Source organism: Streptomyces similanensis, assembly GCF_039543625.1.
Classification (GTDB): domain Bacteria; phylum Actinomycetota; class Actinomycetes; order Streptomycetales; family Streptomycetaceae; genus Streptomyces; species Streptomyces similanensis.
In genome coordinates this window covers 86,236-112,082 of record NZ_BAABKC010000045.1, presented here as the reverse complement: position 1 = coordinate 112,082, position 25,847 = coordinate 86,236, and the positions used below count along the sequence as shown (strand labels likewise).

The window sequence follows — 25,847 nt, the reverse complement described above, 5'->3', positions numbered from 1 at the left end:
AACTGTCTGCGCCCACCTTAGAAGGCAGAGGCCCAGCTGACGAAGACGCCGAAAGCTCCGGGCCGGACGGTGAGGATCGGCCCGGAGGGGTTCTTCGAGTCCCGCAGCGCGACAGCCGCGCAGGGCGCTTCGGCGACCTCCAGGCAGCTGCCGCCCTGGTCGCCGCTGTAGCTGGCCTTGTGCCAGGCCAGGTCACCGAGGGTGGCGCACTCGACGCAGTCGCCGTTCTGATCCCCGCTGTAGCTGGCCTTGTGCCAGGCCAGGTCACCGAGGGTGGCGCACTCGACGCATTCGCCGCCTTGATCGCCGCTGTAGCTGGCCTTGTGCCAGGCCAGCGGACCGAGCGGCGCGCACTCCACGCAGTCACCGCCCTGGTCGCTGCTGTAGCTGGACGTGTGCCAGGCCAGGTCACCGAGGGTGGCGCACTCGACGCATTCGCCGCCTTGGTCGCTGCTGTAGCTGGACTTACGCCACTGGATCCCCGTCGGCTTCGCCTTGTTCTCCATAGCGTTCCTCCATCACGAGCCGGATCAAGTCCGCCGATTCCTTGAGGGACAGGGCGGCGGCCCGGAGGTGATCGTAACGGAGCGAGCAGTCCTTGACGGTGTCCGGGTTGGCCGTGGGATGCCCGCTGCCGTACCCCTCGGTGTAGACGATGGTCGGATCGCTCGAAAAGCGGAAGACAGTGAATGAGCCCGTGAGCCCGGCGTGCGCCCCGGACGAGAACGGCAGCACCTGCACGTTGATCCGAGGATTGTTCTCGAACGACAACAGGTGGGTCAGTTGCTGCCGCATGACCTCGGGGCTGCCGATCTCCTGGTGCAACGCCGCCTCGCTGAGCACCATCCAGAAGAGCGGCGGCTCCTCCTTCTCGAAGATGCGCTGCCGAGCCAGCCGTACGGCGGTGCGGTCGTCGAGGTCGGTGTCGTCCAACGCGCCGAGGACAGCGCGCACGTACTCTGGTGTCTGCAACAGTCCGTGGACGATGCCCATCTGGAACGTACAGATCTCAACCGCCCGCACTTCCAGCTCGGCAACTTGCTGGAACCACGCGGGCAACTGACTGCGCATCACGAGGATGACGAGGCGGGACAGGACTCCGCCCGTGCCCAGCGCGGCGTCCACGTGCTCACTGAACGAGGGCGTGGGCAGCTTGCGGGCTGTCTCGATCTGACCCACCAGTGAGCCGGTGTAGTTGACGATGTCACCCAGTTGCCGTTGGGTGAGGCCGGCGGCTTCGCGCAGGCGGCGCAGTTCGAAGCCGTAGTAGTCGAGCGGTGAGGCCCCCGGGTCGAGGACGTTGATGTTGGTCACGCACGGTCCCCTTTACACGTGACTGTCCACACGCGGACACGTTGTATTCAGGTAATGGCCCACCGTAGTGACAGCAGGTCAGGCTTGTCCTGTGAACGACTACTTTCCCTCCGTACTCGCGGGCGCCCGGCCCGCCCAGTACCGCCTGAGTCTCACGGTGAGCGAGCACTCGGCGCGGCACATCCGTCGTATCGTGCGCTCGTACCTGACCGAGTGGGAGATGGCGGAACTGACGGACACGGTGGAACTCGCCGTGACCGAGTTGGTGGCGAACGTCGTGCGCCACGTCCCCGACCGCCGGTGCACGGTGCTGCTGCTGAGCCGGGCGACGGGAGTCCGCGTGGAGGTCACGGACAGCTCGCCGCAACTGCCCGAGACTCCGGCGGACTTGTCCGTGGACGCGGAGGGCGGCCGCGGCCTGCTGCTGCTCGACGCGGTGGTGGACAAGTGGGGCGTCCAGCCTCATGGAGCGGAGGGCAAGACGGTGTGGTTCGAGTGCGTGGAGCATGGGGGGGCGACGTGAGCTGGAGTCCGGCGATCTACAAGTTCGTGGACGGCGGCGACATACCGGTGCCGATGGACCCGGCGACGGTGCGGGCGGTACTGGAGCCGTACGACATCGGTGACCCGCAGCGCACGGAACGTCCGGACGGCACCATGGAGTTCTGGGTGCGGGCGCCGGCGGGCGGTGAGGCCGCGATGCTCGTGGACGAGTACGGAATCCTGGTGGAACGCCCCACTGTCGGCGGCGTGTTCGACATCGTCGCGGAGTTGCTCTCCCGGCTCGGCGCGGTCGTCCTCAGGCCCAGCGACTCCGTCGCCGTGTGCCGGGCGGAGGAACATCCGCACCTCCCGCCCGAGCTGCGCGAGGACGCGCTCGTCATCGAAATGACGGGCGGGGCGCTGGAGTACGCCCTCACCGGGCCGCACCCACGACGTAAGGAACCCTCCAGACCCGGCAAGCGAGGAGCGGCGTGAGTGACATCCTGCTGTCATTCAGACCCACTGGACGCCAACGCGAGGTAGCCCTGAGGACCAGATGAGTTATGACATCTTCTTGTGCCGCTTCGAGGGCGGCGAACAGAGGGAACTCGACTTCGATGTCGTGCACGCGATCGTCGATCCGTACGTGACATCATCCGCACCCGACCGCCGCTTCCTCCAGCTCGCAGCGGGAACAGACGGAGGACGGGCCGATCTGCACCTCACCTCGGCGGACAGCATCATGATCAGCCATTTCGGAGGTGACGGGATCATGAACGTCCTCTCCGAACTGCTCCGCGGATTGCGGGCCGTCCTCCTCCTGCCGGGCGGGACGGTCGTCCTCAACGACCATGCCGAACTGGAGCATCTGGCACAGAAGCTGAAGTCCGAGTGGTCCGTCGTCGTCGCGCCGACTGGCGGAGAGATCACGGAGGCGATCCGGGCCTCCTGAAGCGCGACCTCGTCACTCCGCTCAATCACCGAACGGAACCCGCCCGTGCAACCCCCCTACCAGCCCGTCGAATTAGCCACGGGCAGCACGCAGCACACCGCTGCCACCGCAGAAGCGCGGAAGTCGCCGGCGGGCCGCCGCGTGCCTCTCCTGGCTACCGCGTTCGCCGTGCCGCTGTACGCGGTGTGGGCCGTGTGGCTGGCCACCGGGGGCGGGGATCTCGCCGCGCAGGTGGCGTGGGCGCGGTTCGTCGGGACGTATCCCTCGGCGCCGTACAGCTTCGCCTGGTACGGCGGGGTGCATGTGGGCAACTACAGCCTGCTCGCGCCGCAGTTGATGGCGCTCGGTGGGGTGCGGGGGGTGAGTGTCGTCGCGGGGGTGGGGTCCGCCTGGGCCGTGGCGGAGGTGTTCGTGCGGTGCGGGGTGCGCAGGCCGCTGCCGCCCGCGCTCCTCGCGGTGCTGGCCCTCTGGTGCGACGTCGCCTCCGGGCGGTCCACCTTCGCCCTGGGGGTGGCGTTCGGGCTGGTGGCGTGTCTCGCCCTCATCGGACCCTCGCGGCGGCTCGTCGTCGCCGGGGGCTTCGCCGCGCTGGCGACGCTCGCCAGTCCCGTGGCCGGCCTGTTCCTCGGTGTCGCGGGCGCCGGGTGGCTGCTCGACCGGCGGTTCGCGAAGGGTGCCGTGCTGTGCGGGCCGCCCGCCCTGGTGGTCGGGCTCACCGCCCTGCTCTTTCCGTTCAGCGGCACCATGCCCATGTCGGACGGCGACGTGTGGCGGCCCGTTCTCTTCGCGGTGACGGTCGCGCTGCTCGCCCCGCGGCGGTGGCGGGCGGCCCGCCGCGCGGCGGGCGTCTACGCGGCCGGCGTGCTGCTCACCGCGCTCGTCGCCTCCCCCGTCGGCTCCAACGTCGTCCGGCTCGCCGAGCTGTTCGGGCCGCCGGTGCTGCTCGCCGCGCTGCTGGAGAGGGAGGTGCGGGCCGTGCGGAAGGTCGCCTTCGGGCTCGCGCTCGCGCTGTCCGCGCAGTGGGTGGGGCAGCACGCCGTCCACGTGCTGCGGATGTCCACGCCCGTACCGGCCTGGGCGGCCGAGACGGACGGGGTGCGGGCCGCGCTCGGCCGGCTCGGAGCCGATCGCACGCGTATCGAGGTGGTGCCCGCCGTCGACCACCGCGAGACGACCGTACTCGGTCCGGATCTGCTCCTCGCGCGCGGCTGGAACCGGCAGCTCGACGTGGCGCGCGGGCCCCTCTTCTACGACGGCTCCTTCTCCGCGACCGCCTACCGTGCCTGGCTCGGCCGTTGGGCCGTCGGGTACGTCGTGCTGCCGGACGGCGAGCCCGACTGGGCCGCGAAGGACGAGGCGGCGCTGGTGCGTTCCGGGCCCGGCTGGCTGGTACCCGTGTGGCGCGACGCCCACTGGCGCGTCTACCGGGTCGCCGACGCCGTGCCCCTGGTGTCGGGCGCCGGGGCGTCCGTCGTCCGCGCGGACGCCGCGCATCTCGTCGTACGGACCCGCCGGCCCGGCACGGTCACCGTGCGCGTCGCCCCCTCCCCATGGCTGCGCTCCGACGCCGGGTGCCTGGCGCGCGCCGGCGCGTGGACGCGGCTGACCGCGCCCGCCGCCGGCACGTACCGGATCAGCAGCTCCTACCTGCCCCCGCGGCAGCGCTGTTGAGCGGCGCCCGCGCCCGCCGCGCCCTCGCGCCCCGCGCCCCGTCACCTACGGCTCAGCGGACTGCCGGTTCCGGCACCGCCTTCCGCGTGACCCGCCCCGCCTCCACCGCCCGCGGCCCCTGCAGCAGATACGTCAGCGCGAAGCCCAGCCCCACCACCGTCGCGCCGCCCACCGCGTCCAGCACCCAGTGGTTGGCGGTGCCGACGATCGCGGTGACCGTGAAGAGGGGGTGCAGCAGGCCCAGTGCCTTCATCCACCGCCTGGGGGCGACGACGGCGATGACGACGCCGCAGAACAGGGCCCAGCCGAAGTGCAGCGAGGGCATCGCCGCGTACTGGTTGGTGACGGCGGTCATCGCGCCGTAGTCGGGCCGGGCGAAGTCCTGGACGCCGTGCACGGTGTCGACGAAGCCGAGGCCGGGCATCAGGCGCGGCGGGGCCAGCGGGTAGAGCCAGAAGCCGAGCAGGCCGATCAGGGTGGCGAAGCCGAGGGCGGTGCGCGCCCAGCGGTAGTCGGCCGGGCGGCGGACGTAGAGGACGCCGAGGACCGCGAGCGGGACGATGAAGTGGAACGTCTCGTAGTAGAAGCTGAGGAAGTGGTTCAGCCAGGGGGTGGCGGCCACCGTGTGGTTGACCCAGTGCTCGACGTCGAGGTGCAGGGCGCGTTCGAGGGAGTGGATCTGGTGGCCGTGCCGTTCGGCGGTGGCGCGGTCGCCGGCCGCGACCAGGCGGACCTGGGAGTAGGCGGCGTAGGTCACGCGGATCAGCAGCAGTTCCAGCAGCAGGCTGGGGCGGGTCAGGACGCGGCGCAGGGCCGGAACCAGGGGGACGCGCCATCGGCGGTCGGGGACGGGGTCGGCGTACCGGGTCGGCACCGGGTGCCGGTAGTGCTCGGCGGTGCGGGACAGGAAGGGCACGCAGGTCGCGGCGGCGAGCGCGGCCAGCAGGACCACGTTGTCGCGCAGCGGGTCCAGCAGCGCCGTGGGCGGCAGCAGCGCCTTGGTCGGCAGGGTCATCACCGCGATCACGGCGACCGGCCACAGCGGGCGGTCGGCGGCGCGGCGGCCGACCCGGCCGACGACCGTGATCAGCACCCACAGCAGCTGGTGCTGCCAGGCGGTGGGCGACACGGCGATCGCCGCGCAGCCGGTGACGGCGACGGCGAGCAGCAGTTGCCCGTCGCGGGCGTAGGCCACGGCCCGGCGCAGGGCGAGGGCGACGACGGCGGCGCCGAGGGCGAGGAAGAGGGCGATCTCCAGCGGGCCGGTCAGTCCGGAGCGCAGCAGCGCGCCGTGCAGGGACTGGTTGCCGAGGGCGTCGGCGCGGCCGCCGAGGCCGACGCCCGCCATGTGGTGGACCCAGTAGGTGTGGGAGTCGTGCGGCAGCGCGGCCCAGGCGAGCGCGGTGCAGGCGGCGAACGTCAGGCCGGTCGAGGCGGCGGCGCGTCGGCGTTCGGTGCGCCACAGCAGCGGAGCGAACAGCAGCATCGTGGGCTGGAGGGCGGCGGCGAGGCCGATGAGGGCGCCGCCGGCGCGCTGCCCGCGCACGGCGAAGCAGCCGAGCAGGACGAGCAGCACCGGGATGATGCTGGTCTGGCCGAGATAGAGCGCGTTGCGCACCGGCAGCGACAGCATCAGCAGGCTGACGGCGACGGGCGCGGCGAGCAGCGCGGTGCGTCGGCCGACCGGCTGGGGCAGGGCGCGGGCCGCGATCAGGCCGAGGGCGGCCACCAGCAGCAGGGTGCCGAAGATCCAGCCCCAGCCGAGGGCGTCCTCGGCGGCCTTGGTGAGCGGTTTGAGGACGAGGCCGCCGAAGGGGGTGCCGGTGAAGCGGGTGGAGTCGTAGAGCGAGCCCTTGACGTGCAGGACGCCGTTCGGTCCGACCCAGGTCTCCAGGACGGTGAGCCGTTCGGCGGGCGGGGTGGCCAGCAGGGCGGTGACCTGCCGTATCGCGAGGACGCCCGCGATCAGCCACAGGCCCAGGCGGGCCGCGTGCAGGCCGGGTCTGGGCGAGGCGGTGACCGCCGTGCCTGAGAACGCTCCCACCGGTCCCGAGCTGCGCTCCGCGTCCGCCACGCCCCGTCGGCCTCCCGCCCCAGTACGTCCTGAGCGCCCGCGCGCCGGACTCCGCTGTACTTCGTGAAGCTCCCCGATCCCCCGGAAAGACGCGGGAACCCCGGGTCCACCCGTCTCGTCTGCCCGGAGTCCGGCCGGACGTGACGGCGCCGCCCGTGCTCACGGCGGCGGCGTCGCCTTCCGGCCGGGCGGCAAGTCACCTTTTGTCCGGACGACGATAGTGCGTCGGCTGTCCGGTTCCCGACGCGGGGGGCGACAAGCGTCACAGCCGGGGGCCGCGGGAGGTGGCCGGATTCGGGCAGATGTCCCTGCGTATCCCGCCTTTAGGTGCGCTGCGCACCGACCCGCGCACGGTACGTTACGGCCACAACCGGTCGTATGGTCGATTTTCGGCCTGCCCGGTGCGGGCCGTTCTGGTCCGCCGACAGCGTCGCCGCGTGGGCCGTGTCCCTGTCCCCGTCGAAAGGCAGGCGAGCGAAGCCTTGTCGGTTGCCACAGTCACCGCTCCCCGGTCCGTGTCCCTCACCAAGAGCCGTCCCGCCCCCACCGTCACCGACCCGGCGCTGGTCAGGCGCGCCGTGAAGGCCGCCGCGCTGGGCAACGCGATGGAATGGTTCGACTTCGGTGTCTACAGCTACATCGCGGTGACCCTGGGCAAGGTCTTCTTCCCCTCCGGCAACCCGACGGCGCAGCTGCTGTCCACCTTCGGCGCCTTCGCCGCGGCCTTCCTGGTGCGCCCCCTGGGCGGCATGGTCTTCGGCCCGCTCGGCGACCGGGTGGGCCGGCAGAAGGTGCTGGCCGTCACGATGATCATGATGGCCGCGGGCACCTTCGCGATCGGCCTGATCCCGTCCTACAGCACCATCGGCGTCGGCGCGCCGATCCTGCTGCTGGCCGCGCGGCTGGTGCAGGGCTTCTCCACCGGCGGCGAGTACGCGGGCGCCTCCACCTTCATCGCCGAGTACGCCCCCGACAAGCGGCGCGGCTTCCTCGGCAGCTGGCTGGAGTTCGGCACGCTGGCCGGTTACATCGGCGGCGCCGGCCTGGTGACGCTGATGACGGCGCTGCTGTCCTCGGACGACCTGACGTCGTGGGGCTGGCGGATCCCGTTCCTGATCGCGGGTCCGATGGGCATCATCGGCCTGTATCTGCGGATGCGCCTGGAGGAGACCCCGGCGTTCGCGGCCGAGATGGAGAAGGCGGAATCCAGCCGCCCGAAGGTGCCGCTGCGCGAGATGATCTCCGGCCAGTGGCGGGCGCTGCTGCTCTGCGTCGGCCTGGTGCTGGTCTTCAACGTCACCGACTACATGCTGCTGTCGTACATGCCGAGCTATCTGACGAGCGAGCTGAAGTACGACGAGACGCACGGGCTGCTGGTCGTGCTGGGCGTGATGGCCCTGATGATGATCGTCCAGCCGTTCGCGGGCGCGCTGACCGACCGGGTGGGCCGCCGTCCGGTGATCGCGGCCGGCTGCGCCGGCTTCCTGCTCCTGTCGATCCCGGCGCTGCTGCTGATCCGCCAGGGCAGCCTGGCGGCGGTCGGCCTGGGCATGGCGGCGCTGGGCCTGCTGCTGGTCTGCTTCACGGCGGCGATGCCGGCCGCTCTGCCGGCGCTGTTCCCGACCCGGGTGCGCTACGGCTCCCTGTCGATCGGCTTCAACGTCTCCGTCTCGCTGTTCGGCGGCACCACCCCGCTGGTGGTCACGGCGCTGATCGGCGCGACCGGCAACCTGATGATGCCCGCCTACTACATGATGGCCGCCTCGCTGATCGGCGGTGCGGCGGTGTGGTTCATGAAGGAGTCGGCGGGCCGTCCGCTGCCGGGCTCGGCCCCGGCCGTGGAGCGGTAGCCGAGCGGGGTACCACGTCCGGCGTCCGCCGGGTCCGCGCGCCCCGGCCGTCCTGGTGACGGTCGGGGCGCGCTGTCGTGCGGGGGCCGGGTGGCGGGAATTGATCGCTCACGCTCGCATGTCGGGCTAGTATTCGTTAGCGCAGCTAGTTAGCACCTCTAACTAGGCATACGAAAGGCTTGATGCATGAGCGACCCGCAGCTCTGGAACGACGTCGACGCCTACTTCTCCGGCCTGCTGGCTCCGCAGGACGAGGCCCTGGAGGCCGCCCTGCGCGACAGCGAGGCGGAGGGGCTGCCGCCCATCAGCGTCACCGCCGCCCAGGGCAAGCTGCTCCAGCTCCTCGCCCGCCTCCAGGGCGCGCGCAACATCCTGGAGATCGGCACCCTCGGCGGTTACAGCACCATCTGGCTGGCCCGCGCCCTGCCCGAGGACGGCCGCCTGGTCACCCTGGAGTACGACGCCCACCACGCCGACGTGGCCCGCCGCAACCTCGCGCACGCCGGCCTCGAACACGTCACCCAGGTACGGGTGGGCCCCGCGCTGGAGACGCTGCCCAAGCTCGCCGACGAGAACCCGCCCCCCTTCGACCTGGTCTTCATCGACGCCGACAAGGTCAACAACCCGCACTACGTGGAGTGGGCGCTGCGTCTGACCCGCACCGGCAGCCTGATCGTCGTGGACAACGTCGTACGCGGCGGCAAGGTGACCGACGCGACCAGCACCGACCCCAGCGTGCGCGGCACCCGGGCGGCGCTGGAACTGATCGCCGAGCACCCGCGCCTGGACGGCACCGCTGTGCAGACCGTGGACAGCAAGGGCTACGACGGCTTCGCGCTGGCCCGGGTGCTGGACTAGAGGGGCCCTAGAGCAGATCGGTGTAGTGGACGCGGCCGAGGCGGGCGCCGGGCGGGGCGGTGACCGTGTCGCCGACGACGGCGGCGAAGAGGCCGGCGGACTCGTCGACCACGACCCGGCGGCCGTCCGGTCGGGCGTCGAGGGTGAGGCGGCCCAGCTCGTCCAGCGGCAGCACATCGGGTCCCGCGACGTCCAGCGTGCCGCTCAGGGGCGCCCCGGCCGCCACGTCGGCGAGCGCCTCCACCACCTCGTCGGCGGCCACCGGCTGGAGCGGGGTGGTGGGCAGCCGCACGGTGTCGCCGTCGGCGGTCCACTCCATGATCTTCGGCACGAACTCCATGAACTGCGTCGCGCGGACGATCGAGTACGGCACCGGTCCGGCCTTGACCTCGTCCTCCTGCGCGACCTTCGCCCGGTAGTAGTCCACCTGGGGGACCCGGTCGATCCCGACGATCGACAGCAGGACGACGTGCCCGACGCCCGCCTGCCCGGCGGCGTCCAGCAGGTTGCGCGTCGTGGTGCGGAAGAACGGCGTCGCCGCGGCGTCGAAGGACGGCGCGTCGATCGTGTCCACCACCACCTCGGCCCCCTCCACCGCCCCGGGCAGCCCCTCGCCCGTCAGCAGGTCCAGGCCGGTGTTCCTGGCGTGCGCGGACACCTCGTGGCCGGCCTTGCGCAGCCGCTCCACGAGCCGCGACCCGATGAAACCGGTCCCACCGACGACAGCGATCCTCACGGCACGGTCCTCTCCTCGGCCCGGGTCGGCCCCGCACCTCACCCTAGGGCGGCGGCCCCGCCGCTGCACGTCGCGCGCACACGGCGCCTAGACCTCGTGGTAGAAGCCCACGTTGACGCTGCGCGGGCCGGTGCGGTCCTGGACGACGATCTCGCCGGCGCCGCCCCTGGGCAGCGGCGCCGTGCCGCCGTAGGGCAGCGCGCGGCCGGGTCCGCCGCCGGCCGCCGCGAGCCGGACCTCGGCGGACGGGTCGGGCTGGGAGCCGCGCAGCCAGGTCACCTGCCACGTCCCGTCCGCCGCGCACCGGAACTCCAGGTGCACCCGCGAGACGAACAGCCAGTCCTCGGGCGTCACCAGACGGCACGCGACCCCGTCCCGCCCCACCCGCAGCACGGCGCCCGGCTCGCTGGGCGCGTCGGCCATCAGCATCCCGGCCGTCGCGCCCGCCTCCGTCCCGGAGACGGCGGCCATGGTGAGTTCGAGCACGTGTGCTCCTCGTGGTTCGGGGCGCCCGGACCGCCGCCGCCTCGTGCTCAGCCGCCCGGCCGCGTCAACGCCGTTGACGGCGCGCCTGATTGGCGCACCGCGCGGCATGATAAATCGCCCGGCGACGGCCTGTCCGGCACAATGGACTCATGACCGAGCGAAAGCCACCCGGTGTTCCGTTCGAGTCCTGGGTCGAGAAGGAGATCCGCGACGCGCAGGGACGGGGCGACTTCGACCGGCTGCCGGGCGCGGGCAGGCCACTGCCGGACGACACGACGTACGACGAACTGTGGTGGGTGAAGCGGAAGATGGCCCGCGAGGGCCTGTCCGCGCTGCTGCCGCCGACGCTCGCGCTGCGCAAGGAGGCCGAGGACGCCCTCACGGCGGCCTACGCGGCGCCCTCCGAACCGGCCGTCCGCCGGATCATCGCGGAGATCAACACCAAGATCCTCGACATGATGCTCAAGCCGCCGCCCGGCCCCCCGCTGGGCCTCAAGCGGTACGACGTCGAAGAGGTCGTCCGCGAGTGGCGCCAGCGGCGCGGGGGCCGGGCGGCGGCTGAGTAGTACCGGACATGGCCGGGTGATGCCGGGTCGTGCTGCCCGCCCGGGTCAGTGATCGGTGCGGGGGGTGGTGCGGCCGTCGTCCGCGTGGGCGGCGGCGTCGGCGCGGGACGGGGCGGAGCCGACCGCGGCGCGCTGGCGGTTCGGGTCGCCGTGGCCCGCGTTCAGCAGCTCGTCGAACAGCTCGCGGGCCTCCAGCAGGGCGGCGCGCAGGTCCTCGGTGTCGCCGCCGGTCGCGGTCGCGTCCCGGCCGGCCTCCGGCGCGCCCTGCGCGGCCCGGTGGATGCGGCGGTAGCCGTGGACGTGATGGCCGTGGTGCACGGACAGCGCGGCGAGCTGCTCCTCGTACTGGCCGCCGTCCGGGAAGCCGAGCGCGCCGGCCACGTCGGAGAGCAGCGCGTCCGCCTCGGTCACCGCCTCGCGCGGCGAGTCGACGAAGTGCTCCTGCACGGCCGCCCAGCGCGTCTCGAAGCGGTCCCGCTCGGCCGGCTCCAGCGGCCGTACGCGCAGGTCGCCGTGGCGCTCCACCCGGTCGGCGAGTTCGCGTTCGGCGGCCTTGGTGTCGCCGTCGTGGCGGGCCACGGTCCGGTCGTACTCCGGACCGAAACGCCGCTTCAGGTTCTGCCCGCCGGGCCGGTTGCGGGCCCGTACGGCGAGGACGGCCGCCACCACGACGACGACCGCGACGATCACGATCAGAGCAATGATCAGGCCTGTGGACATGGCTGCCTTCCGGATGGGTCGGCCCAACTGGCCGGTTCTCCGTTCGTGTTGCCCGCGAACCGGACGGCAAACTGCCGGAAGGGCGGCGAGACGGCGGCCGGGCGGTGCGGGGGCGCGGCAGCGGTGGGGCAGCGGTGCGGCGGCGGCGCGGCGGTCGTTTATCGGGTTGCGCCGGGCACCCCGCCGACGCCGACAATGCGCGCATGGCCCTCCCCCCGACGCCCACGACGCCCCGGACCGCGGCCCCGACGCCCTGGACCGTGGCCCCGGAGCCGTACGACTCGCCCGCCGCCCTCGCGCTGTGGCGGGCGTACTACACCGAGGTCAGCGACCGCTGGTACCTGCTGCACGAGGGGCGCCGCACCGACCCCGCCGAGCTGGAGCGGGGCATCGCCGCGACGGACGGGGCCGAACTCGTCCCGCCCACCGGGCAGTTGCTGCTCGCCCGGTACGACGGCGCACCGGCCGGCACCGCGGGCGTACGGCTGCTGGACGCGGCCACCGCCGAGCTGACCCGGGTCTACCTGGGCGAGCGGGCGCGCGGCAGGGGCGGCGCGGCGCTGCTGGTCGGGGCCGCCGAGGACGCCGCCCGCGCGCTCGGCGCCCGGCGGATCGTCCTGGACACCCGCGGCGACCTGGTCGAGGCCCGCGCCCTGTACGCCCGCCTCGGCTACGCGGAGACCGCGCCGCACAACGACGACCGGTACGCCGAGCACTGGTTCGCCAAGTCCCTCGGGTGAGCGCGCTCAGGGCAGGCGGGTCACCGAGCGCGCGTCGTGCGGCCGCTCCGCCGCCGAGCCGCACAGCTCACCGGTCAGCTCGTGCACCAGCCGCACCAGGTCCGTCGTGCCCTCGCGGCCCCACCAGTCGCCGAGCAGTTCGGCGAGCGACTCCTCGCGGGCCTGCGAGAGCCGCCGGGCGACCTCGCGGCCCTGGTCGGTGAGGATCAGGTCGAGTCCGTGCCGCTCGGCCAGCCGCCGTTCCTCGACCTGGCGGGCGGCCTCCAGGATGACGTTGAGCGGCACCGGCACCCGCTCGGCCAGCAGGGCGGGCTCCACCCAGCCGTACTTGTTGATCCGCAGCAGCAGCCAGCTCGCCGCGGGCAGCAGGTCGTAGCCCGCCTTGGCGGTGATCCGCCGGTAGACCTCGCGCCGCCCCTCGCGGGTGCCCAGCAGCGACAGGGCGCGGGCCACCTCGTCGTGCGAGGAGCGCTGGACCGGGTTGGTGACGTAGGTCTCGGTGACGTCCGGGGCGGTGACGGAGCCGCGCAGACGGTCCTCCTTGAGGAACCAGGACAGCACGAAGGCGAGCAGGGCGACCGGGGCGGCGTAGAGGAAGACGTCGGTGATGGCGGCGGCGTAGGCGTGCAGGGCGGCCGGGCGCAGCGCCGACGGCAGGGCGGCGATGCCGCGCGGGTCGGACTTGAGGGCGTCGGCCGAGGCGCCCGGCGGCAGCGCGGCGCCCCGGAACGCGGCGGTCAGCTTGTCGGCGAGGCGGCTGGCGAAGACCGTGCCGAAGATCGCCACGCCGAAGGAGGCGCCGATGGAGCGGAAGAAGGTGGCGCCGGAGGTGGCCACGCCCAGGTCCTCGTAGCTGACCGCGTTCTGCACGATCAGGACCAGCACCTGCATGACCAGGCCGAGACCGAGGCCGAAGACGAAGAAGTAGGCGCTCATCTCGGCGGTGGAGCTGTGCTCGTCCAAGCGGTGCAGCAGGAGCAGGCCGATCGTGGTGACGGCGGTGCCGGCGACCGGGAACACCTTCCAGCGGCCGGTGCGGCTGACGATCTGCCCGGAGCCGGTGGACGCCAGCAGCATGCCGACCACCATCGGCAGCATGTGGACGCCGGACAGGGTGGGCGAGATGCCGTGCACGACCTGGAGGAAGGTCGGCAGGTAGGTCATCGCGCCGAACATGGCGAAGCCGACGATGAAGCTGATGATCGCGGAGAGGGTGAAGGTGCGGATGCGGAACAGCTTGAGCGGCAGCACCGGTTCGGCCGCCCGGCGCTCCACCGCCACGAACGCCACGACGAGGACGACGCCCAGCGCCGCGAGCCCGATGATCTGCGGGGAGCCCCAGCCCCAGGTGGTGCCGCCGAGCGAGGCGACCAGCACCAGGCAGGTGGCGACGGAGGCGATGAGCAGGGTGCCGAGGTAGTCGATGACGTGGCGCTGCGCCTTGCGCGGGATGTGCAGGGCGGCGGCGATCACGGCGAGGGCGATCACGCCGACGGGCAGGTTGACGTAGAAGACCCAGCGCCAGCTGAGGTGTTCGGTGAACAGGCCGCCGAGCAGCGGGCCCAGGACGCTGGTCGCGCCGAACACCGCGCCGAACAGGCCCTGGTAGCGGCCGCGTTCGCGGGGCGAGACGACGTCGCCGACGATCGCCATCGACAGCACCATCAGGCCGCCGCCGCCCAGGCCCTGGAGCGCGCGGAAGGCGATCAGCTGGGGCATGTTCTGTGCCATCCCGCACAGCGCCGAGCCGATCAGGAAGATCACGATCGCGGTCTGGAAGAGCTTCTTGCGGCCGTACTGGTCGCCGAGCTTGCCCCACAGCGGGGTGGCGGCGGTGGAGGCCAGGAGATAGGCGGTGACCACCCAGGACAGGTGCTCAAGGCCGCCGAGGTCGCTGACGATGGTGGGCAGCGCGGTGGAGACGATCGTCTGGTCCAGCGCGGCGAGCAGCATGCCGAGGAGGAGGGCGCCGATGGAGACGAGCACGTTGCCGGACACGTGCTCGGAGTCCGGGGCGCCGGGCCCGCGGGGCGATCCGGGCACGGGCGAGTCCCCGCCGGCGCCGGGCGCGGCGTCGCCCTCCGGCGGGCCTATGGGATCACCGTCCCCGCCGCCCGTCGTGCCCGTCCTCCCCATCCTCCCCGTCCTCCCCGTCCTGCCGTCCTCATCCCCGGCCATGGAGTCCTCCCGCCGTTCTCGTGACGACTTCCATCATGATCGGTGTGTCCCGTTATGGCCTGTTGAGTTCTTCCGGAAGCCGCCATTCCGGGGGCTTCGGGGAGACGGTGTGGAGAGGATCTGCATAATCCTTGGAGTTCGGACGGGTCCGGACGGGAGGGGACGGGAGGGGACGGACACGTGGAAGAGCCGAACGGACACGTCTGCCCGGAGTGCGGTGCGCCCCGGGCAGCGGACAGTTCGCCCTCCTGCGCCTGCGCCCGCCGCGCGGCCGCCGCCCTGCACGCCACCCGCACGACGGAGGCGGCCGCCGCGGAGGACTTCGACCCCCTCCGCATACGCCCGTACGTGGACATCGACGCGGGCGGTTCGGGGGCCGGGACGGAATCCACCCCGACCGGTGCGGGCAGCGCGGATCATCGCGGCGGCGGGTCCGGTGCGCAGGACGCGGACGGGACGCGGCCGATTCCCGCGGTCGAGGCGACGATGCCGTTGCGGGCGGTCGGGGCCGCCGGTGCGGGGGCGGAGCCGAGGGCGGACGACCTGAGCCTCTTCGACTCCGGCGGTGACGGGCCGCAGGACGCGCCCCCGCGGCGCGGCCGCCGTCCCGTCGTGCTGCTCGCCCTCGCCGCGGCCGCGGTCGCCGTCGTCGTGGCGGCCGGGTACGCCGGCGGGCTGTTCTCCTACGAGTCCCCGGCCCGGGACGACGCCTCGGCCCACGAGGTGCGGGAGGGCATCCCGGACGGGCCGGCCCGTACGGCCTCCTCCGCCGCGCCCGCGCCCCCCGCGGCGCCGTCCGCGCCGTCGGCGTCCTCCTCGGCGCGTCCGAGTCCGTCGCCGTCCGGCAGCCCGAGCGCGTCGCCGTCCGGGTCGCCCTCGGCGACGGCGAGCGCCTCCGCGTCGCCGTCCGCGTCGAGGACCGCCCCGGGCGCGCCGTCCACGGCTCCCACCCAGAGCGCGACGAGCGCCCGGTCCTCCGCCCCCGCGCACCTCGGCCCCGTGCTGCGGCCCGGCGACCACGGCCCCCAGGTCGCCGACCTCCAGTCGCGCCTGGCGGAGCTGTACCTCTACTCGGGCCCCCTGGACGGCGACTACGACGGGGACGTCGAGAACTCCGTACGCCTCTACCAGTGGGCCCGGGGCACCACCTCGGACGGCCTGGGCGTCTACGGCCCGGCCACCCGGGCGAGCCTGGAATCGGAGACCTGAGCCCCCGGCCGTCGTCCGGCGCGGGCGGTTCAGCCCACGTGCAGGCGGACCGTGCCGTCCGTCACCGGCTCGACCCGCACCCGGGTGAGGTCGGGGACGACCGCGTCGGGACCGTGCTGGGCGGCGCGCGGACCGATGCCGATCACCCGCATCCCCGCGGCGCGCCCCGCCGCGATCCCCGCGCCGGAGTCCTCGAAGACCACGCAGTCGGCGGGGGCGACGCCGAGTTCGGCGGCTCCCTTGAGGAACCCCTCGGGGTCGGGCTTGCTCGCGCCGACGGACTCGGCGGTGACCCGCACGTCCGGCAGGCCGAGGCCCGCGGCGGCCATCCGCGCCGTGGACAGCGCCACGTCCGCCGAGGTCACCAGCGCGTGCGGCACCCCGCGCAGCGCGGCCAGGAACTCCGGCGCGCCGGGCACCGGCACCACGCCGTCCATGTCCGAGGTCTCCTCGGCGAGCATCCGCGCGTTCTCCGCGTGGTTCCGCTCCGCCGGCCGGTCCGGGAGCAGCAGCGCCATCGAGGCGTGGCCCTGGCGGCCGTGGACGACCTTCATCACCTCGTCGCCGTCGAGCCCGTGCCGGTCGGCCCAGCGCCGCCAGATCCGCTCGACGACGGCGTTCGAATCGACGAGGGTGCCGTCCATGTCCAGCAGAAGGGCGCGGGCGGTGAACACGGCGGTGGCCGTCATCGGCAGACTCCAGGACGGATGAACGAGCGGACGAGCGAACGAGCGGGCGAGCCGACGGGCACAACGGGTGTACGGCGTACGGATGCGGCCCGCCGGGACAAGGTGGCTCCGCCCGCCGGTCAGGGGAAACGGGCGGAGGCCACTTTGTTTCTCCACGGTACAAAACAAGTCGGGCATCCCGCCACCACCCCCGCCACACTTCACCGGATGTTCAGCTCCGCCCCGGCCCGAGGAACCCCGCGACGCCCGCCGCGAAGGACGCCGCCCCGGCCGGCGGGCCCCCCGCTCAGGCCACCGCCTCCCACAGGCTCCACACGCCGAGGGCGAGCATCAGCGCCGCGGCGATCTTGGTGATCAGCCCCAGCGGCACCTTCCGCATCAGCGCCTTGCCGCCCACGATGCCCAGCCCCGCGACCGCCCACAGTGCCAGCACCGCGCCGACGCCGACCGAGACCGGGTCGTCGTAGCGGGCGGCGAGGTTGGCCGTCATGATCTGGGTGAGGTCGCCGAACTCGGCGACCAGGATGAGCATGAACCCGGTCCCGGCGACCTTCCAGAAGGACTGGTCCTCCGGCCGCGGGATCTCCTCCTCGCCGTCGTCCTTCTTGAACAGCAGCACCGCCGCGCCGCCCAGGAAGAGCACACCGGTCAGGGCGTGCACGATCCGCTGCGGCAGCAGGGTGAGCACGCTGCCCGCCGCCACGGCCAGCACCACGTGCAGCAGGAAGGCGGCGGCGACGCCCGCGAAGACGTACGAGGCGCGGTAGCGGGTGCCGAGGACGAGCCCGGCCAGGGCCGTCTTGTCCGGCAGTTCCGCGAGGAAGACGACGCCGAAGACGAGCGCCAGGACGCTGAGACTGATCACTGTTCCTCAATCGGTCGGGCTGCCCGGCCGAGAGTGCTGCGGCTTGCGCGAAGACGCCTCGGCGAGGCAGCACACGTTTCACCCGTGCCGTACGCACGGGCGTGCACTGCTTGCCGAAGGTCTCGCCGGCCGACCCGGTCAGTGATCCGGGCCTGCCTCCGGGCGCCGGCTCAGACGAGCTGAGCAGTATGTCGACGGTCCGGCGAGGGGCTACTCCCCTTCTGCGCGACCCATCGTACGGGACCGAAAGTTCAGCCGTACACCTTGTCCTGTCATGCACGCGTCACTAACTTCTCACCGAGCGCACACCGCGGCGCAACACGGTGCCGCGAGCATTCCCCCTGCCCGCGCCCCATATCCCCCACCCCACAAGGGAGTTCACATGTCCCGCAGGCCCATGTTCTACGCGCGTCGACGACTGGCCACCTTCGCGGCCCTCCTCGGACTGACCGCCTCCATAGCCCTGCTCGACTCCCCCGCCGCCTCCGCCGCCCTGCCCACCCCGGTCAGCGCCGCCACCGCCCGGACCTATCTGGCCTCCCTGACCGTGGCCGCCGAGAACCGCACCGGCTACGACCGCGACCTCTTCCCGCACTGGATCACCATCAGCGGCTCCTGCGACACCCGCGAGACGGTCCTGAAGCGGGACGGCTCCAACGTCACGACCAACTCCTCCTGCTCGGCCACCGGCGGCAGCTGGTACTCCCCCTACGACGGCGCGACCTGGACCGCCGCCTCCGACCTGGACATCGACCACCTCGTGCCGCTCGCGGAGGCATGGGACTCCGGCGCGAGCAAGTGGACCACCGCGCAGCGCCAGGCCTTCGCCAACGACCTGACCCGCCCGCAGCTCATCGCGGTCACCGACAACGTCAACCAGTCCAAGGGCGACCAGGACCCGGCCACCTGGATGCCGTCCCTCACCTCGTACCGGTGCACCTACGTCCGCGCCTGGGTGCAGGTGAAGTACTACTACAACCTGTCGGTCGACTCGGCCGAGAAGAGCGCGCTCCAGGGCTACCTCGCGAACTGCTGACCGCGCCCCGCGAGCCCGCTCCGCGCCCACCGCCCCCGCCCGCCGTCCGCCCCCGCGCGGCCGGCGGACGGGCCGGGTTGAGCCACCGGCCGCCCCGCGCCCCGCGGGCGGCGACTGGTCCGGAAACCGGTGCACGGCACACACACCGCACGGCCGGTCAGCCCGCTCGCCCCGCACGGCCGCCCGGACGCAGACGGTGCGGGGTGGCCGGACCGGTGAGCGGCGTGGCGGAGGCGGCGTCCGCCCGGCGGCGGGGCGGTTCGGGGCTCCGGTGGTGCGGCCCGGTTTCCGACCGTTCGTCCAGCTCGCGGGTGCCCCGCACAGTTCCGCCCATAGGCGTCCTACCTGCGCAAACGACCCTACAAACGGAACCTCAGCCTGGCCGATGTTGAACTTGCAAGTAGAAGTTAGGGTCACCTATCCTCGGTCTCCATTCGGATCCGTCCCCCCGCCGGCCTCTTCTGTCCCACCTCTCCCCTCTGGCCGGCTTGACCGAAGGAGCACCCCCATGACCGGCCTGACCGGACGTCTCCATTCCACCCAGCCCTACGCCCTCGGCCTGTTCCGCATCGTCGTCGGACTGCTGTTCGCCTGCCATGGCGCGGCCGCCCTGTTCGGCGTGCTCGGCGGCGCGGTCGGCACGCACGGCGGCACCGTCGCGGCCGGCACCTGGCCGGGCTGGTACGCGGCCCTCATCCAGCTGGTCGGCGGCGCGCTGGTGCTGCTGGGCCTGGGCACCCGGGGCGCGGCGCTCATCGCCTCCGGCTCGATGGCGTACGCCTACTTCGACGTGCACCAGAAGGCGGCGCTGTGGCCGATCCAGAACGGCGGGGAGCCGTCGGCGCTGTACTGCTGGGCGTTCCTGCTGCTGGTCTTCACCGGGTCCGGCGCCTTCGGCCTGGACGCGCTGTTCACCCGGCACTCGGCGCGGCGCGAGGAGCCGGCCGCCGAGCAGCGGCCCGTGGCCGCCTGAACCCCGTCCCGTTGCGGTACCCGTGCACCCGGTGCACCTCCTGTCACACCGGCGGCGTACGCTGTATGGCTGTTCACAGGCCGCCCCTGCCGCTCCCCCGCGACGTCGCGGCACGATCCGGTCCACGGGGGAGTCACAGGGAGTTCTGGTGCTGGAGAGTGTGGCGAGGGTGGGGGCGCTCACCGGCACTCCATGGATCTATGCCGTGGTGGCCCTGTCGGTGCTCCTCGACGTCTTCCTGCCGCTGCTGCCCAGCGGGGTGCTGATCGTCACGGCGGCCACGGCCGCCGCGGCCGGTTCGGGCGCCGCCACCGGGCACGTCCCGCGCGACGTGCCCGACATCCTGGCGCTGACGCTGTGCGCGGCCACGGCGTCGGTGCTGGGCGACCTCGTCGCCTACCGGGTGGCCTGGCGCGGCGGCGCGCGGCTGGACCGGGCGATCGCCCGCTCCCGCCGGCTCAGCACCGCGCAGGAACGACTCGGCGTGGCCCTCGCCCGGGGCGGCGGCGCGCTGGTGGTCGTCGCCCGGTTCGCGCCGGCCGGCCGCTCGGTGGTCTCCTTCAGCGCCGGCGCGGCCCGCCGCCGGGTGCGCGAGTTCCTTCCCTGGTCGGCGCTGGCCGGCCTGTCCTGGGCCACCTACAGCGTGGCCCTCGGCTACTTCGGCACGCGCTGGCTGGGCGCGGCCTGGCTGGCGACGGGCGTGTCGGTGGCCGCGCTGTTCGTGGCGGGCGCGGGCGCGGCGTACCTGATGCGGCGCGCACCGGGGCGGTCCGAGGCGCCGTAGGGCGCAGTTCCGCCCGCTCCGTGCCTCCGGGCGTCCTAGGACGCCGCCCGGCCCCGTACCTCCAGGTCGGCGAGGAGATCCCGGGTCGCCGCCGCGACGGCGTCGACCGCGCGGTCGAAGACCTCGCGATTGTGCGCGGCGGGGGCCCGGAAGCCCGACACCTTGCGCACGTACTGCAACGCGGCGGCCCTGATCTCGTCCTCGGTCGCCGCTTCGGGCAGCACGGGCGGACGCAGGGTCTTGATGCTCCGGCACATGCCCCCAGTGTCCCCACCGGACGGCCCCGGGACCAGCCCCGGCCGGGCCTCCGGAAGCGGGCCTCGCCCCGCCTCCCTCTCCCCGCGGCTCCCCACAGCTCCGCACAGCTCCCCACAGTTCGAACACACGAACCCATCGCATCGACTCGCGACTCAAAATCGAACAGGCGTACTATTGCCGGGTGGCTACGCCCTATGACTTCCCGAGTGACCTCCTGGCCGGCCAGGAGGAGCTGCATCAGGTCCGGGCCGAGCTGTCGGCCCTGCTCAAACGGCTGCCCTGGTCGGTCGAGCCGTTGGACGGCTGTCGCGACGACGGCGGCTGGCGCAAGGTGGAGCGCCCCGCCTCCCCCGGCTGGAGCGCCGACGAGCAGGCCGAGGTGGAGAAGCTCCGCCGCCGCGAGCACGAACTGGCGGTGTTCGTGACCACCCACCGGTACTGGTCGCAGTTCACCGGCCCGGACCGCGTCGACGCCCGCAGCCGGCTCAAGCACGCCTGCGACCGGGCCCCCGGCGACGACAGCGGCGACGACAGCGAGGAGACAGACGCGTGATCCACCACGTGGTGCCGCTGACCGAGTGGCGGACCGGCGAGGACCGACCGTACGCGCCAGCCTCGCTCGCCGAGGAGGGTTTCGTGCACTGTTCACCCGACGAGGCGACCACCCTCGCCGTCGTCAACGCCTTCTACCGCCGCGCGCCCCGGCCGCTGCTGGCGCTGGCGATCGACGAACGGCGGCTCACCGCCCCGCTGGAGTGGGCGGCGCCCGACCCCGTGCCGCCGCCCGGCGCGCCCGCCGGCACGCTGTTCCCGCACGTCCACGGGCCGATCGAGCGGGCCGCCGTGGTCGCGGTGCGCGAGGTGGTCTTCGACGCGGAAGGGCGGGCCACGGGTTTGCGGGACACTCCCCCCGGCAAGGTAGGCTGTCCACTCGTCCCGGGTGCGTAGCTCAGGGGTAGAGCGCCTGCCTTACAAGCAGGATGTCGGCGGTTCGAAACCGTCCGCGCCCACCGACCGCGGCCCACGCGCCGCACCGTGCGAACAGGCCCAGGCCACCGGTACCGAACCGGGAACCTGGGCCTTCGCCGTACCCGGCCGTCGTACCCCGCGCCGCCGCGCATCGCCGGCCCACCGCGCGCCGGTCAACTCCGCGCCGGGCGGCCCCCGATGGGCCGGTGTGCCCCAGGCCATGCCGCCCGGCCGTACGGCGAACTGATCGGCCCGTGTGTTCGTCCGGTACAGGTGGGAGAATGAACAGCACGCAGGGCGGACCACGGGAGAGTGATGTGACGGCCACACCGGCGGCACGGGCGACACCGGCGACACCTCGGCGGCCGCACGCGCCGGATCGGCGGCCCCGGACGTCCGCGCGCCCCGGCCCGCCCCGCCCGGCCCCCGCGCCGTCCGCCGCCGCGCGTGACGCGCTCACCCTGCTCGCCCTGCCGCTGCTCGCCGCGCTCGCGCTGCCCGCCGCCTTCGCCGGAGGCGGCACCCGCCGCTGGTTCGGCGGCCGGGCCGACAGCCAGCGGGCCGAGGCGCAGGCGGCGAAGGACGCGGCGGCCGCCGCCTTCTACGAACTGGACACCGCCCAGCGCGATCTGCGGATCTCGGTGGAGACCATCACGGCCGTCGACGACTCGCCCGCCGCCCGGCGCGCGGTCGCCGACTTCGAGGCGCTGGGCCGGCGGGTGGACGAGGCGAGCGGGCGCTACATCACGGCCGTGGACGCGCAGGACCTGGACCGGGACGACCTGGAGGCGTCCGCCGCCGCCCGGGCGCGCACCGACCTGGTCGCCGCCAAGGACGAACTGGCCAATGTCAAACGGGAGCTGGATCGTTTCGCCGCCGGTCTGGAGCCGCTGCTCGGCAAGGCCGAGACCCAGCTGGCCCGCCTCGCGCCGGCCGTGGAGCGCGCCCGGCAGGCGCTGCTGGCCGCGAGCAACGCCCTGGACGCCGTACGCGCCTCGGGCCTGGCCGCCGACGACCTGGCCGCCCGGCTCGCCGCGCTCTCCCCGGAGCTGACGAAGCTGAACCAGGGCGCGGGACAGCACGGGGCGCAGCCGACGCTGGAGCGGGCCGAGCGGGTGGCGCGGGAGGCGGCGGCCATCGCCGCCGAGGCCGGGCGCCTGCCGGAGCGGGCCGCGGAGATCGACCACCGGCTGGTGTCGCTGCGCACCCGGGCGCAGGCGCTGACCACCCGGGCCGGCCAGGTGGAGCCGGTGCTGAGCGAACTGCGCCGCCGCTTCACGGCCGCCTGCTGGCAGGACCTCCAGGAGGTGCCGCGGCAGGCCGCGGACACCGTGCGCCAGGCCGAGCTGAAGCTGAAGGACGCGCGGGCGGCGCGGGACGCGCAGCGCTGGCCGGACGCGACGGCGCTGCTGGCGACCGCGCGGGCGCTGCTGAACACCACCGACGAGGCGGTGTCGGCCGCCGGGGACCGGCTGGCGCGGCTGAACGCGGTGCAGAAGGACCCGCAGGGGGAGATCGAGAAGACCCGGTTCGCGATCCGGGACGCCCAGCGGCTGGCCATGACGGGCCGTACGACGCCGGATCCGCGGCACGCCCGCCCGCTGGACGAGGCGGTGGCCCGGCTGGAGCGGGCGGTCGAGGGGCTCACGGGCCGCCACCCGGACTACTGGCACTTCCTGACCGAGACCGAGGCGGTCCGCTCGGCCGTGGCCCGGGTGGTGGCGCGGATCCGCGAGGAGCGGGGAGCCGGTCACTGAGACCCGGCCCCCGCCCCGGGGGGAACGCCTGATCAGGTGCGGTAGGCGTAGTAGTTCGCCGTCGGGTAGGACGCGATGAGGCTCGCCACCGAACGGTTGTAGGTGTTGGTGGAGTGGTACGACACGTACGGCACGCCCTGCGGGCTGCGGTAGGTGACGATCATCGAGTGGTCCTTGGACCCGTCCCGGTTGAAGTCCATCTGGAGCACGTCGCCGACGTCCAGCTGGTAGACGTAGGGCAGGCTGGTGACGCGCTTGGAGGACAGCGCGAACCAGGAGAACTCGTTGACGCCGACGAACGAGTCCGACTGGATGTCGGCGGTGCCGAACCACTTGTGGAAGTCGTACGTGTAGCCCGGGACGTGCTTCCAGCCGCCGGCCTTCAGGGACTGGCTGACGAAGTTGGTGCAGTCGCCGCCGGCCCCCTGCCCGTTGTAGTCGGGGTAGTCGGGGTTGTACTTGCTCCAGTACTTCTGCGCGTACGCGGCCATGGCCTTGTAGTCGTACGTGCCCGAAGTGAGGTTCTTCTTGTTGGCCGGCGCGTTCTTCGCGGTCGACGCGCGGGGCGCGTCCGGCGGGTTGTCGTCGTCGGCGGTGGCCGCGACGGCCGGCGCGGGCGTGGCGACCTGGTTGACGGCGACGCCGTCGTCCGTGTCGCGGATGCCGGTGAGCTGCCAGTCGCCGTGCTTGTCGGCCTTGAACGTCAGCTCGTGGTGGGCCTGGAAGCCGGTGGTCTTGGGCTCGGTGCCCTTGACCTTCTCGTAGGTCAGCGTCGTGCTCTCGGTGACGGCGACCTTGGCGTCGTGGCCCTTGACCTGCGTGGCGTCCAGCGTGACGGTGGTGGCGCCCGCGCTGTACTTCTCGCCCAGCTGCTCCAGGCGGTCCTTGCGGCCGCGCAGCTGGGTCAGCGCGGAGTCCTCGTAGCGGGACTGCGTGCCGGAGACGCGGACCTTGCCGGAGAAGCGCGCGGACAGCCGATCGTGGTGCCCCTTCTTCCCCTGCTTGCCGCTCTTGTCGTCCACCAGGGCCTGGGTGCGGTCGGTGAAGACCGCGTCGGCCAGCTTCTGGAAGGTGGCCTTGGTCGCCGCGTCCACCGTCGGGTCGTCGGTGACCGCCGCGCCCGCGCTCCAGTTGGGCACCAGGGCCACGCCGGCGACCACCGAGGCTGCGGCGGCCGTGACTATGGCGGTGCGCCGCCGCTTACGGCTCAGTTTTCTCGACTTCAATGATGTTCCCCTCTACGCCGGTACTGCTACCGGGAAGTCGCATCTTCGCACGACTGCGGAGGCGGTTGTGAAGAGGGTGCACACAAGTGGAACCAAGCGGTTACAGGCGTCACTTGACGACCGAGGACCAGTCCGGGGACTGCGCCGGGTCCAGACCTCGCAGGGCCCGCAGCGTCTCCGGTTTCTGTACGTCCATCCAGTCCGCCAGCTCCTTGAAGGACACGCACTTGACGCCCTTCTTGGTGCAGACGTTCTTGATGACCTGGTCGATGGACTTCATGTAGATGCCGCCGTTCCAGTCCTCGAAGTGGTTGCCGATGAACAGCGGGGCGCGGCTGCCGTAGTAGGCGCGGTTGAAGCCGGACATGTAGGAGTCGACGGTCTGCTGCTGCCACAGCGGGTACTTCGCGGGGTCGCCCTTGGTCTCGCCGTCGGACTGGTTGTAGAGGAAGTTGAAGTCCATGGACAGGCCCTGGTACTTGCCGTTCTCGTACGGCAGCATCTCCAGCGGGAAGTCCCACACGCCGTTCTTCTTGGCGGGCCAGATCTGGAAGTCGCCGGGTGAGGAGGCGTCGTAGCGCCAGCCGTAGCTCTTGATGGCCTTCAGCAGGTTGGGCTGGCCCTCCAGGCAGGGCGCGCGGCCGCCGGTGACCTCCTTCTTGAAGTCGAAGGGCAGCGGCGCGATGTCCTTGAAGCCGGTGTTGGTCTTCCAGTTCTCCACGAACGAGTAGAACTGGTCGATCTCGCTCTTCCACTCCTCCACGCTCCAGTCGCCGCCGCCCTTGGCGCCGCAGAAGTGGCCGTTGAAGTGGGTGCCGATCTCGTTGCCCTGGTCGTAGGCGAGGCGGAGCTGTTCGAGGGTGTCGCGGATGTGCTCGTCGGTGGCGTAGTCGATGGCGGCGTCGCCCGGGTTGTGCATCGGCGGGTGGTACTGGGTCTTCTTGTCTTTGGGCAGCAGGTAGATGCCCGTGAGGAAGAAGGTCATGTGGGCGTTGTACTCCTTGGCCAGCTCCCGGTAGTGCGAGAACAGGTGGTCGCTGCCCTCCAGGGCGCCGTCCCAGGAGAACACCACGAACTGCGGGGGCTTCTCACCCGGCTTGAGCGGTACGGGCTTCAACTCGCCCTTCTGCGGCCCGGTGTAGGAGGTGGAGCCGTCGCCGAGCACCTTCGTCTTCCCGTCCCACGCCGGCTCCTTGGTCCCCGTGGCCGAAGGGGTCGCGCCGCCGCCCTTGTCGCCGGCCGACGCGGTCGGCGCGGTCGAGTCGGGCCGGGTCAGCGCCAGGTAGCCCGCCACCACGGAGGCCACGACCAGCAGGGCCGCCAGGGTCACGAAGTGCGTGCGGGTGGGGCGGCGGCGTGCGGGCGCCTTCCGGCGGCGGCCGGGTGAGGACTTCATGGGCGGCTCGATTCACGAGGGGACTTCGGGCGGGTGCGGTGCGGGCGGGCCGCCGGG

At 72.8% G+C, this 25,847-nt stretch carries 26 protein-coding genes, 1 tRNA gene and 2 pseudogenes; 16 read left to right on the top strand and 13 right to left on the bottom strand.

The window, feature by feature from the left end:
* Nucleotides 1-17: 17 nt before the first annotated feature.
* The 3 genes and pseudogenes from ABEB07_RS39205 to ABEB07_RS16505 all read right to left on the bottom strand — a co-directional run.
* Nucleotides 18-254, bottom strand: a pseudogene (locus ABEB07_RS39205) (DUF397 domain-containing protein); the annotation flags it as partial.
* A 15-nt stretch (nucleotides 255-269) separates the two neighbouring features.
* A pseudogene (locus ABEB07_RS39200) lies at nucleotides 270-506 on the bottom strand (DUF397 domain-containing protein); the annotation flags it as partial.
* Nucleotides 466-1,314, bottom strand: a complete 849-nt coding sequence (locus ABEB07_RS16505) for a helix-turn-helix domain-containing protein (RefSeq protein ID WP_345669023.1) — start codon at nucleotides 1,312-1,314, stop codon at nucleotides 466-468. The gene ABEB07_RS16505 and the pseudogene ABEB07_RS39200, both read right to left, overlap by 41 nt.
* A 91-nt stretch (nucleotides 1,315-1,405) precedes the next feature.
* On the opposite strand from ABEB07_RS16505, the gene ABEB07_RS16500 reads away from it, so the two are divergent.
* The 4 genes from ABEB07_RS16500 to ABEB07_RS16485 all read left to right on the top strand — a co-directional run bounded on the left by ABEB07_RS16500 (nucleotide 1,406) and on the right by ABEB07_RS16485 (nucleotide 4,420).
* Nucleotides 1,406-1,837, top strand: a complete 432-nt coding sequence (locus ABEB07_RS16500; protein ID WP_345669022.1) for an ATP-binding protein — start codon at nucleotides 1,406-1,408, stop codon at nucleotides 1,835-1,837.
* Nucleotides 1,834-2,292, top strand: a complete 459-nt coding sequence (locus ABEB07_RS16495) for a hypothetical protein (RefSeq protein WP_345669021.1) — start codon at nucleotides 1,834-1,836, stop codon at nucleotides 2,290-2,292. The genes ABEB07_RS16500 and ABEB07_RS16495 overlap by 4 nt, the downstream gene beginning before the upstream one ends.
* Nucleotides 2,293-2,353: 61 nt before the next feature.
* Nucleotides 2,354-2,749 carry a hypothetical protein gene (locus tag ABEB07_RS16490; protein WP_345669020.1) on the top strand — a complete coding sequence of 132 codons (396 nt, stop codon included), beginning with the start codon at nucleotides 2,354-2,356 and terminating at the stop codon, nucleotides 2,747-2,749.
* 141 nt (nucleotides 2,750-2,890) lie between these two features.
* Nucleotides 2,891-4,420 (top strand): hypothetical protein, encoded by a 1,530-nt coding sequence (locus ABEB07_RS16485; RefSeq protein WP_345669019.1) that lies wholly within the window; start codon nucleotides 2,891-2,893, stop codon nucleotides 4,418-4,420.
* 52 nt (nucleotides 4,421-4,472) lie between these two features.
* Here ABEB07_RS16485 and ABEB07_RS16480 read toward each other — a convergent pair whose 3' ends face one another.
* Entirely contained in the window at nucleotides 4,473-6,494 is a 2,022-nt protein-coding gene (locus ABEB07_RS16480; protein ID WP_345669018.1) for a bifunctional glycosyltransferase 87/phosphatase PAP2 family protein, read from the bottom strand.
* A 482-nt stretch (nucleotides 6,495-6,976) separates the two neighbouring features.
* Between ABEB07_RS16480 and proP the strand changes: the two genes are divergently transcribed.
* Nucleotides 6,977-8,344 (top strand): glycine betaine/L-proline transporter ProP, encoded by a 1,368-nt coding sequence (gene proP, locus ABEB07_RS16475; RefSeq protein WP_425589011.1) that lies wholly within the window; start codon nucleotides 6,977-6,979, stop codon nucleotides 8,342-8,344.
* Between the two features lie 186 nt (nucleotides 8,345-8,530).
* Nucleotides 8,531-9,202: an O-methyltransferase gene (locus ABEB07_RS16470; RefSeq protein WP_164587268.1), complete on the top strand. Its 672-nt coding sequence runs from the start codon at nucleotides 8,531-8,533 to the stop codon at nucleotides 9,200-9,202.
* Between the two features lie 7 nt (nucleotides 9,203-9,209).
* Here the strand turns inward: ABEB07_RS16470 and ABEB07_RS16465 are convergent, their stop codons facing one another.
* Both ABEB07_RS16465 and ABEB07_RS16460 read right to left on the bottom strand, forming a co-directional pair.
* Complete coding sequence (locus ABEB07_RS16465; protein WP_345669015.1) at nucleotides 9,210-9,938, bottom strand: SDR family oxidoreductase; 729 nt, start codon at nucleotides 9,936-9,938, stop codon at nucleotides 9,210-9,212.
* Nucleotides 9,939-10,025: 87 nt separating this feature from the next.
* The gene (locus ABEB07_RS16460; protein ID WP_345669014.1) at nucleotides 10,026-10,424 is read right to left on the bottom strand and encodes an FHA domain-containing protein; all 399 of its coding nucleotides are present in this window, start codon (nucleotides 10,422-10,424) and stop codon (nucleotides 10,026-10,028) included.
* A 149-nt stretch (nucleotides 10,425-10,573) separates the two neighbouring features.
* On the opposite strand from ABEB07_RS16460, the gene ABEB07_RS16455 reads away from it, so the two are divergent.
* Nucleotides 10,574-10,990, top strand: a complete 417-nt coding sequence (locus tag ABEB07_RS16455; protein ID WP_345669013.1) for a DnaJ family domain-containing protein — start codon at nucleotides 10,574-10,576, stop codon at nucleotides 10,988-10,990.
* A 45-nt stretch (nucleotides 10,991-11,035) separates the two neighbouring features.
* Here ABEB07_RS16455 and ABEB07_RS16450 read toward each other — a convergent pair whose 3' ends face one another.
* On the bottom strand, nucleotides 11,036-11,710 hold the full coding sequence (locus tag ABEB07_RS16450) for a hypothetical protein (protein WP_164582092.1): 675 nt from the start codon (nucleotides 11,708-11,710) through the stop codon (nucleotides 11,036-11,038).
* 203 nt (nucleotides 11,711-11,913) lie between these two features.
* Between ABEB07_RS16450 and ABEB07_RS16445 the strand changes: the two genes are divergently transcribed.
* The gene (locus tag ABEB07_RS16445; protein WP_345669012.1) at nucleotides 11,914-12,450 is read left to right on the top strand and encodes a GNAT family N-acetyltransferase; all 537 of its coding nucleotides are present in this window, start codon (nucleotides 11,914-11,916) and stop codon (nucleotides 12,448-12,450) included.
* Nucleotides 12,451-12,456: 6 nt separating this feature from the next.
* Here the strand turns inward: ABEB07_RS16445 and ABEB07_RS16440 are convergent, their stop codons facing one another.
* On the bottom strand, nucleotides 12,457-14,628 hold the full coding sequence (locus tag ABEB07_RS16440; protein ID WP_345669011.1) for an MDR family MFS transporter: 2,172 nt from the start codon (nucleotides 14,626-14,628) through the stop codon (nucleotides 12,457-12,459).
* Nucleotides 14,629-14,808: 180 nt separating this feature from the next.
* On the opposite strand from ABEB07_RS16440, the gene ABEB07_RS16435 reads away from it, so the two are divergent.
* On the top strand, nucleotides 14,809-15,837 hold the full coding sequence (locus ABEB07_RS16435) for a peptidoglycan-binding domain-containing protein (protein ID WP_345669010.1): 1,029 nt from the start codon (nucleotides 14,809-14,811) through the stop codon (nucleotides 15,835-15,837).
* A gap of 29 nt (nucleotides 15,838-15,866) precedes the next feature.
* Here the strand turns inward: ABEB07_RS16435 and ABEB07_RS16430 are convergent, their stop codons facing one another.
* Nucleotides 15,867-16,526 carry an HAD-IA family hydrolase gene (locus tag ABEB07_RS16430; RefSeq protein WP_345669009.1) on the bottom strand — a complete coding sequence of 220 codons (660 nt, stop codon included), beginning with the start codon at nucleotides 16,524-16,526 and terminating at the stop codon, nucleotides 15,867-15,869.
* Nucleotides 16,527-16,812: 286 nt separating this feature from the next.
* Entirely contained in the window at nucleotides 16,813-17,391 is a 579-nt protein-coding gene (locus tag ABEB07_RS16425) for a TMEM165/GDT1 family protein (RefSeq protein WP_164588867.1), read from the bottom strand.
* A 382-nt stretch (nucleotides 17,392-17,773) separates the two neighbouring features.
* On the opposite strand from ABEB07_RS16425, the gene ABEB07_RS16420 reads away from it, so the two are divergent.
* From ABEB07_RS16420 to ABEB07_RS16410, 3 genes are all read left to right on the top strand, one after another.
* Entirely contained in the window at nucleotides 17,774-18,427 is a 654-nt protein-coding gene (locus tag ABEB07_RS16420) for an HNH endonuclease family protein (protein WP_345669008.1), read from the top strand.
* 517 nt (nucleotides 18,428-18,944) lie between these two features.
* Nucleotides 18,945-19,400, top strand: coding sequence for a DoxX family protein (locus tag ABEB07_RS16415; protein WP_176151934.1), 456 nt, complete (start codon nucleotides 18,945-18,947; stop codon nucleotides 19,398-19,400).
* A gap of 148 nt (nucleotides 19,401-19,548) precedes the next feature.
* Nucleotides 19,549-20,184 (top strand): DedA family protein, encoded by a 636-nt coding sequence (locus ABEB07_RS16410; protein WP_176148787.1) that lies wholly within the window; start codon nucleotides 19,549-19,551, stop codon nucleotides 20,182-20,184.
* Between the two features lie 35 nt (nucleotides 20,185-20,219).
* Here ABEB07_RS16410 and ABEB07_RS16405 read toward each other — a convergent pair whose 3' ends face one another.
* A complete protein-coding gene (locus ABEB07_RS16405) occupies nucleotides 20,220-20,441 on the bottom strand; it encodes a DUF2277 domain-containing protein (protein ID WP_164588285.1) in 222 nt (73 codons plus the stop codon).
* 182 nt (nucleotides 20,442-20,623) lie between these two features.
* Here ABEB07_RS16405 and ABEB07_RS16400 point away from each other — a divergent pair, with 182 nt between their 5' ends.
* From ABEB07_RS16400 to ABEB07_RS16385, 4 genes are all read left to right on the top strand, one after another.
* Entirely contained in the window at nucleotides 20,624-20,995 is a 372-nt protein-coding gene (locus tag ABEB07_RS16400) for a hypothetical protein (RefSeq protein ID WP_345669007.1), read from the top strand.
* Nucleotides 20,992-21,390, top strand: coding sequence for a DUF952 domain-containing protein (locus ABEB07_RS16395; protein ID WP_176148789.1), 399 nt, complete (start codon nucleotides 20,992-20,994; stop codon nucleotides 21,388-21,390). The genes ABEB07_RS16400 and ABEB07_RS16395 overlap by 4 nt, the downstream gene beginning before the upstream one ends.
* Nucleotides 21,381-21,452, top strand: a tRNA-Val gene (locus tag ABEB07_RS16390). The genes ABEB07_RS16395 and ABEB07_RS16390 overlap by 10 nt, the downstream gene beginning before the upstream one ends.
* 240 nt (nucleotides 21,453-21,692) lie before the next feature.
* On the top strand, nucleotides 21,693-23,168 hold the full coding sequence (locus ABEB07_RS16385) for a hypothetical protein (RefSeq protein WP_345669006.1): 1,476 nt from the start codon (nucleotides 21,693-21,695) through the stop codon (nucleotides 23,166-23,168).
* 32 nt (nucleotides 23,169-23,200) lie between these two features.
* Here ABEB07_RS16385 and ABEB07_RS16380 read toward each other — a convergent pair whose 3' ends face one another.
* Together ABEB07_RS16380 and ABEB07_RS16375 are read right to left on the bottom strand one after the other, a co-directional pair.
* Entirely contained in the window at nucleotides 23,201-24,328 is a 1,128-nt protein-coding gene (locus ABEB07_RS16380; protein WP_345669033.1) for an amidase domain-containing protein, read from the bottom strand.
* Nucleotides 24,329-24,503: 175 nt separating this feature from the next.
* A complete protein-coding gene (locus ABEB07_RS16375; protein WP_176148790.1) occupies nucleotides 24,504-25,790 on the bottom strand; it encodes a polysaccharide deacetylase family protein in 1,287 nt (428 codons plus the stop codon).
* Nucleotides 25,791-25,847: the final 57 nt, after the last annotated feature.

What these genes read in the sequence shown, in the direction of transcription:
- ABEB07_RS16490 (WP_345669020.1), top strand. Translation starts at nt 2,354, where the DNA reads ATGAGTTATGACATCTTCTTGTGCCGCTTCGAGGGCGGCGAACAGAGG.
- ABEB07_RS16470 (WP_164587268.1), top strand. Translation starts at nt 8,531, where the DNA reads ATGAGCGACCCGCAGCTCTGGAACGACGTCGACGCCTACTTCTCCGGC.
- ABEB07_RS16455 (WP_345669013.1), top strand. Translation starts at nt 10,574, where the DNA reads ATGACCGAGCGAAAGCCACCCGGTGTTCCGTTCGAGTCCTGGGTCGAG.
- ABEB07_RS16450 (WP_164582092.1), bottom strand. Translation starts at nt 11,710, where the DNA reads ATGTCCACAGGCCTGATCATTGCTCTGATCGTGATCGTCGCGGTCGTC.
- ABEB07_RS16445 (WP_345669012.1), top strand. Translation starts at nt 11,914, where the DNA reads ATGGCCCTCCCCCCGACGCCCACGACGCCCCGGACCGCGGCCCCGACG.
- ABEB07_RS16440 (WP_345669011.1), bottom strand. Translation starts at nt 14,628, where the DNA reads ATGGCCGGGGATGAGGACGGCAGGACGGGGAGGACGGGGAGGATGGGG.
- ABEB07_RS16430 (WP_345669009.1), bottom strand. Translation starts at nt 16,526, where the DNA reads ATGACGGCCACCGCCGTGTTCACCGCCCGCGCCCTTCTGCTGGACATG.
- ABEB07_RS16420 (WP_345669008.1), top strand. Translation starts at nt 17,774, where the DNA reads ATGTCCCGCAGGCCCATGTTCTACGCGCGTCGACGACTGGCCACCTTC.
- ABEB07_RS16405 (WP_164588285.1), bottom strand. Translation starts at nt 20,441, where the DNA reads ATGTGCCGGAGCATCAAGACCCTGCGTCCGCCCGTGCTGCCCGAAGCG.
- ABEB07_RS16385 (WP_345669006.1), top strand. Translation starts at nt 21,693, where the DNA reads ATGAACAGCACGCAGGGCGGACCACGGGAGAGTGATGTGACGGCCACA.
- ABEB07_RS16375 (WP_176148790.1), bottom strand. Translation starts at nt 25,790, where the DNA reads ATGAAGTCCTCACCCGGCCGCCGCCGGAAGGCGCCCGCACGCCGCCGC.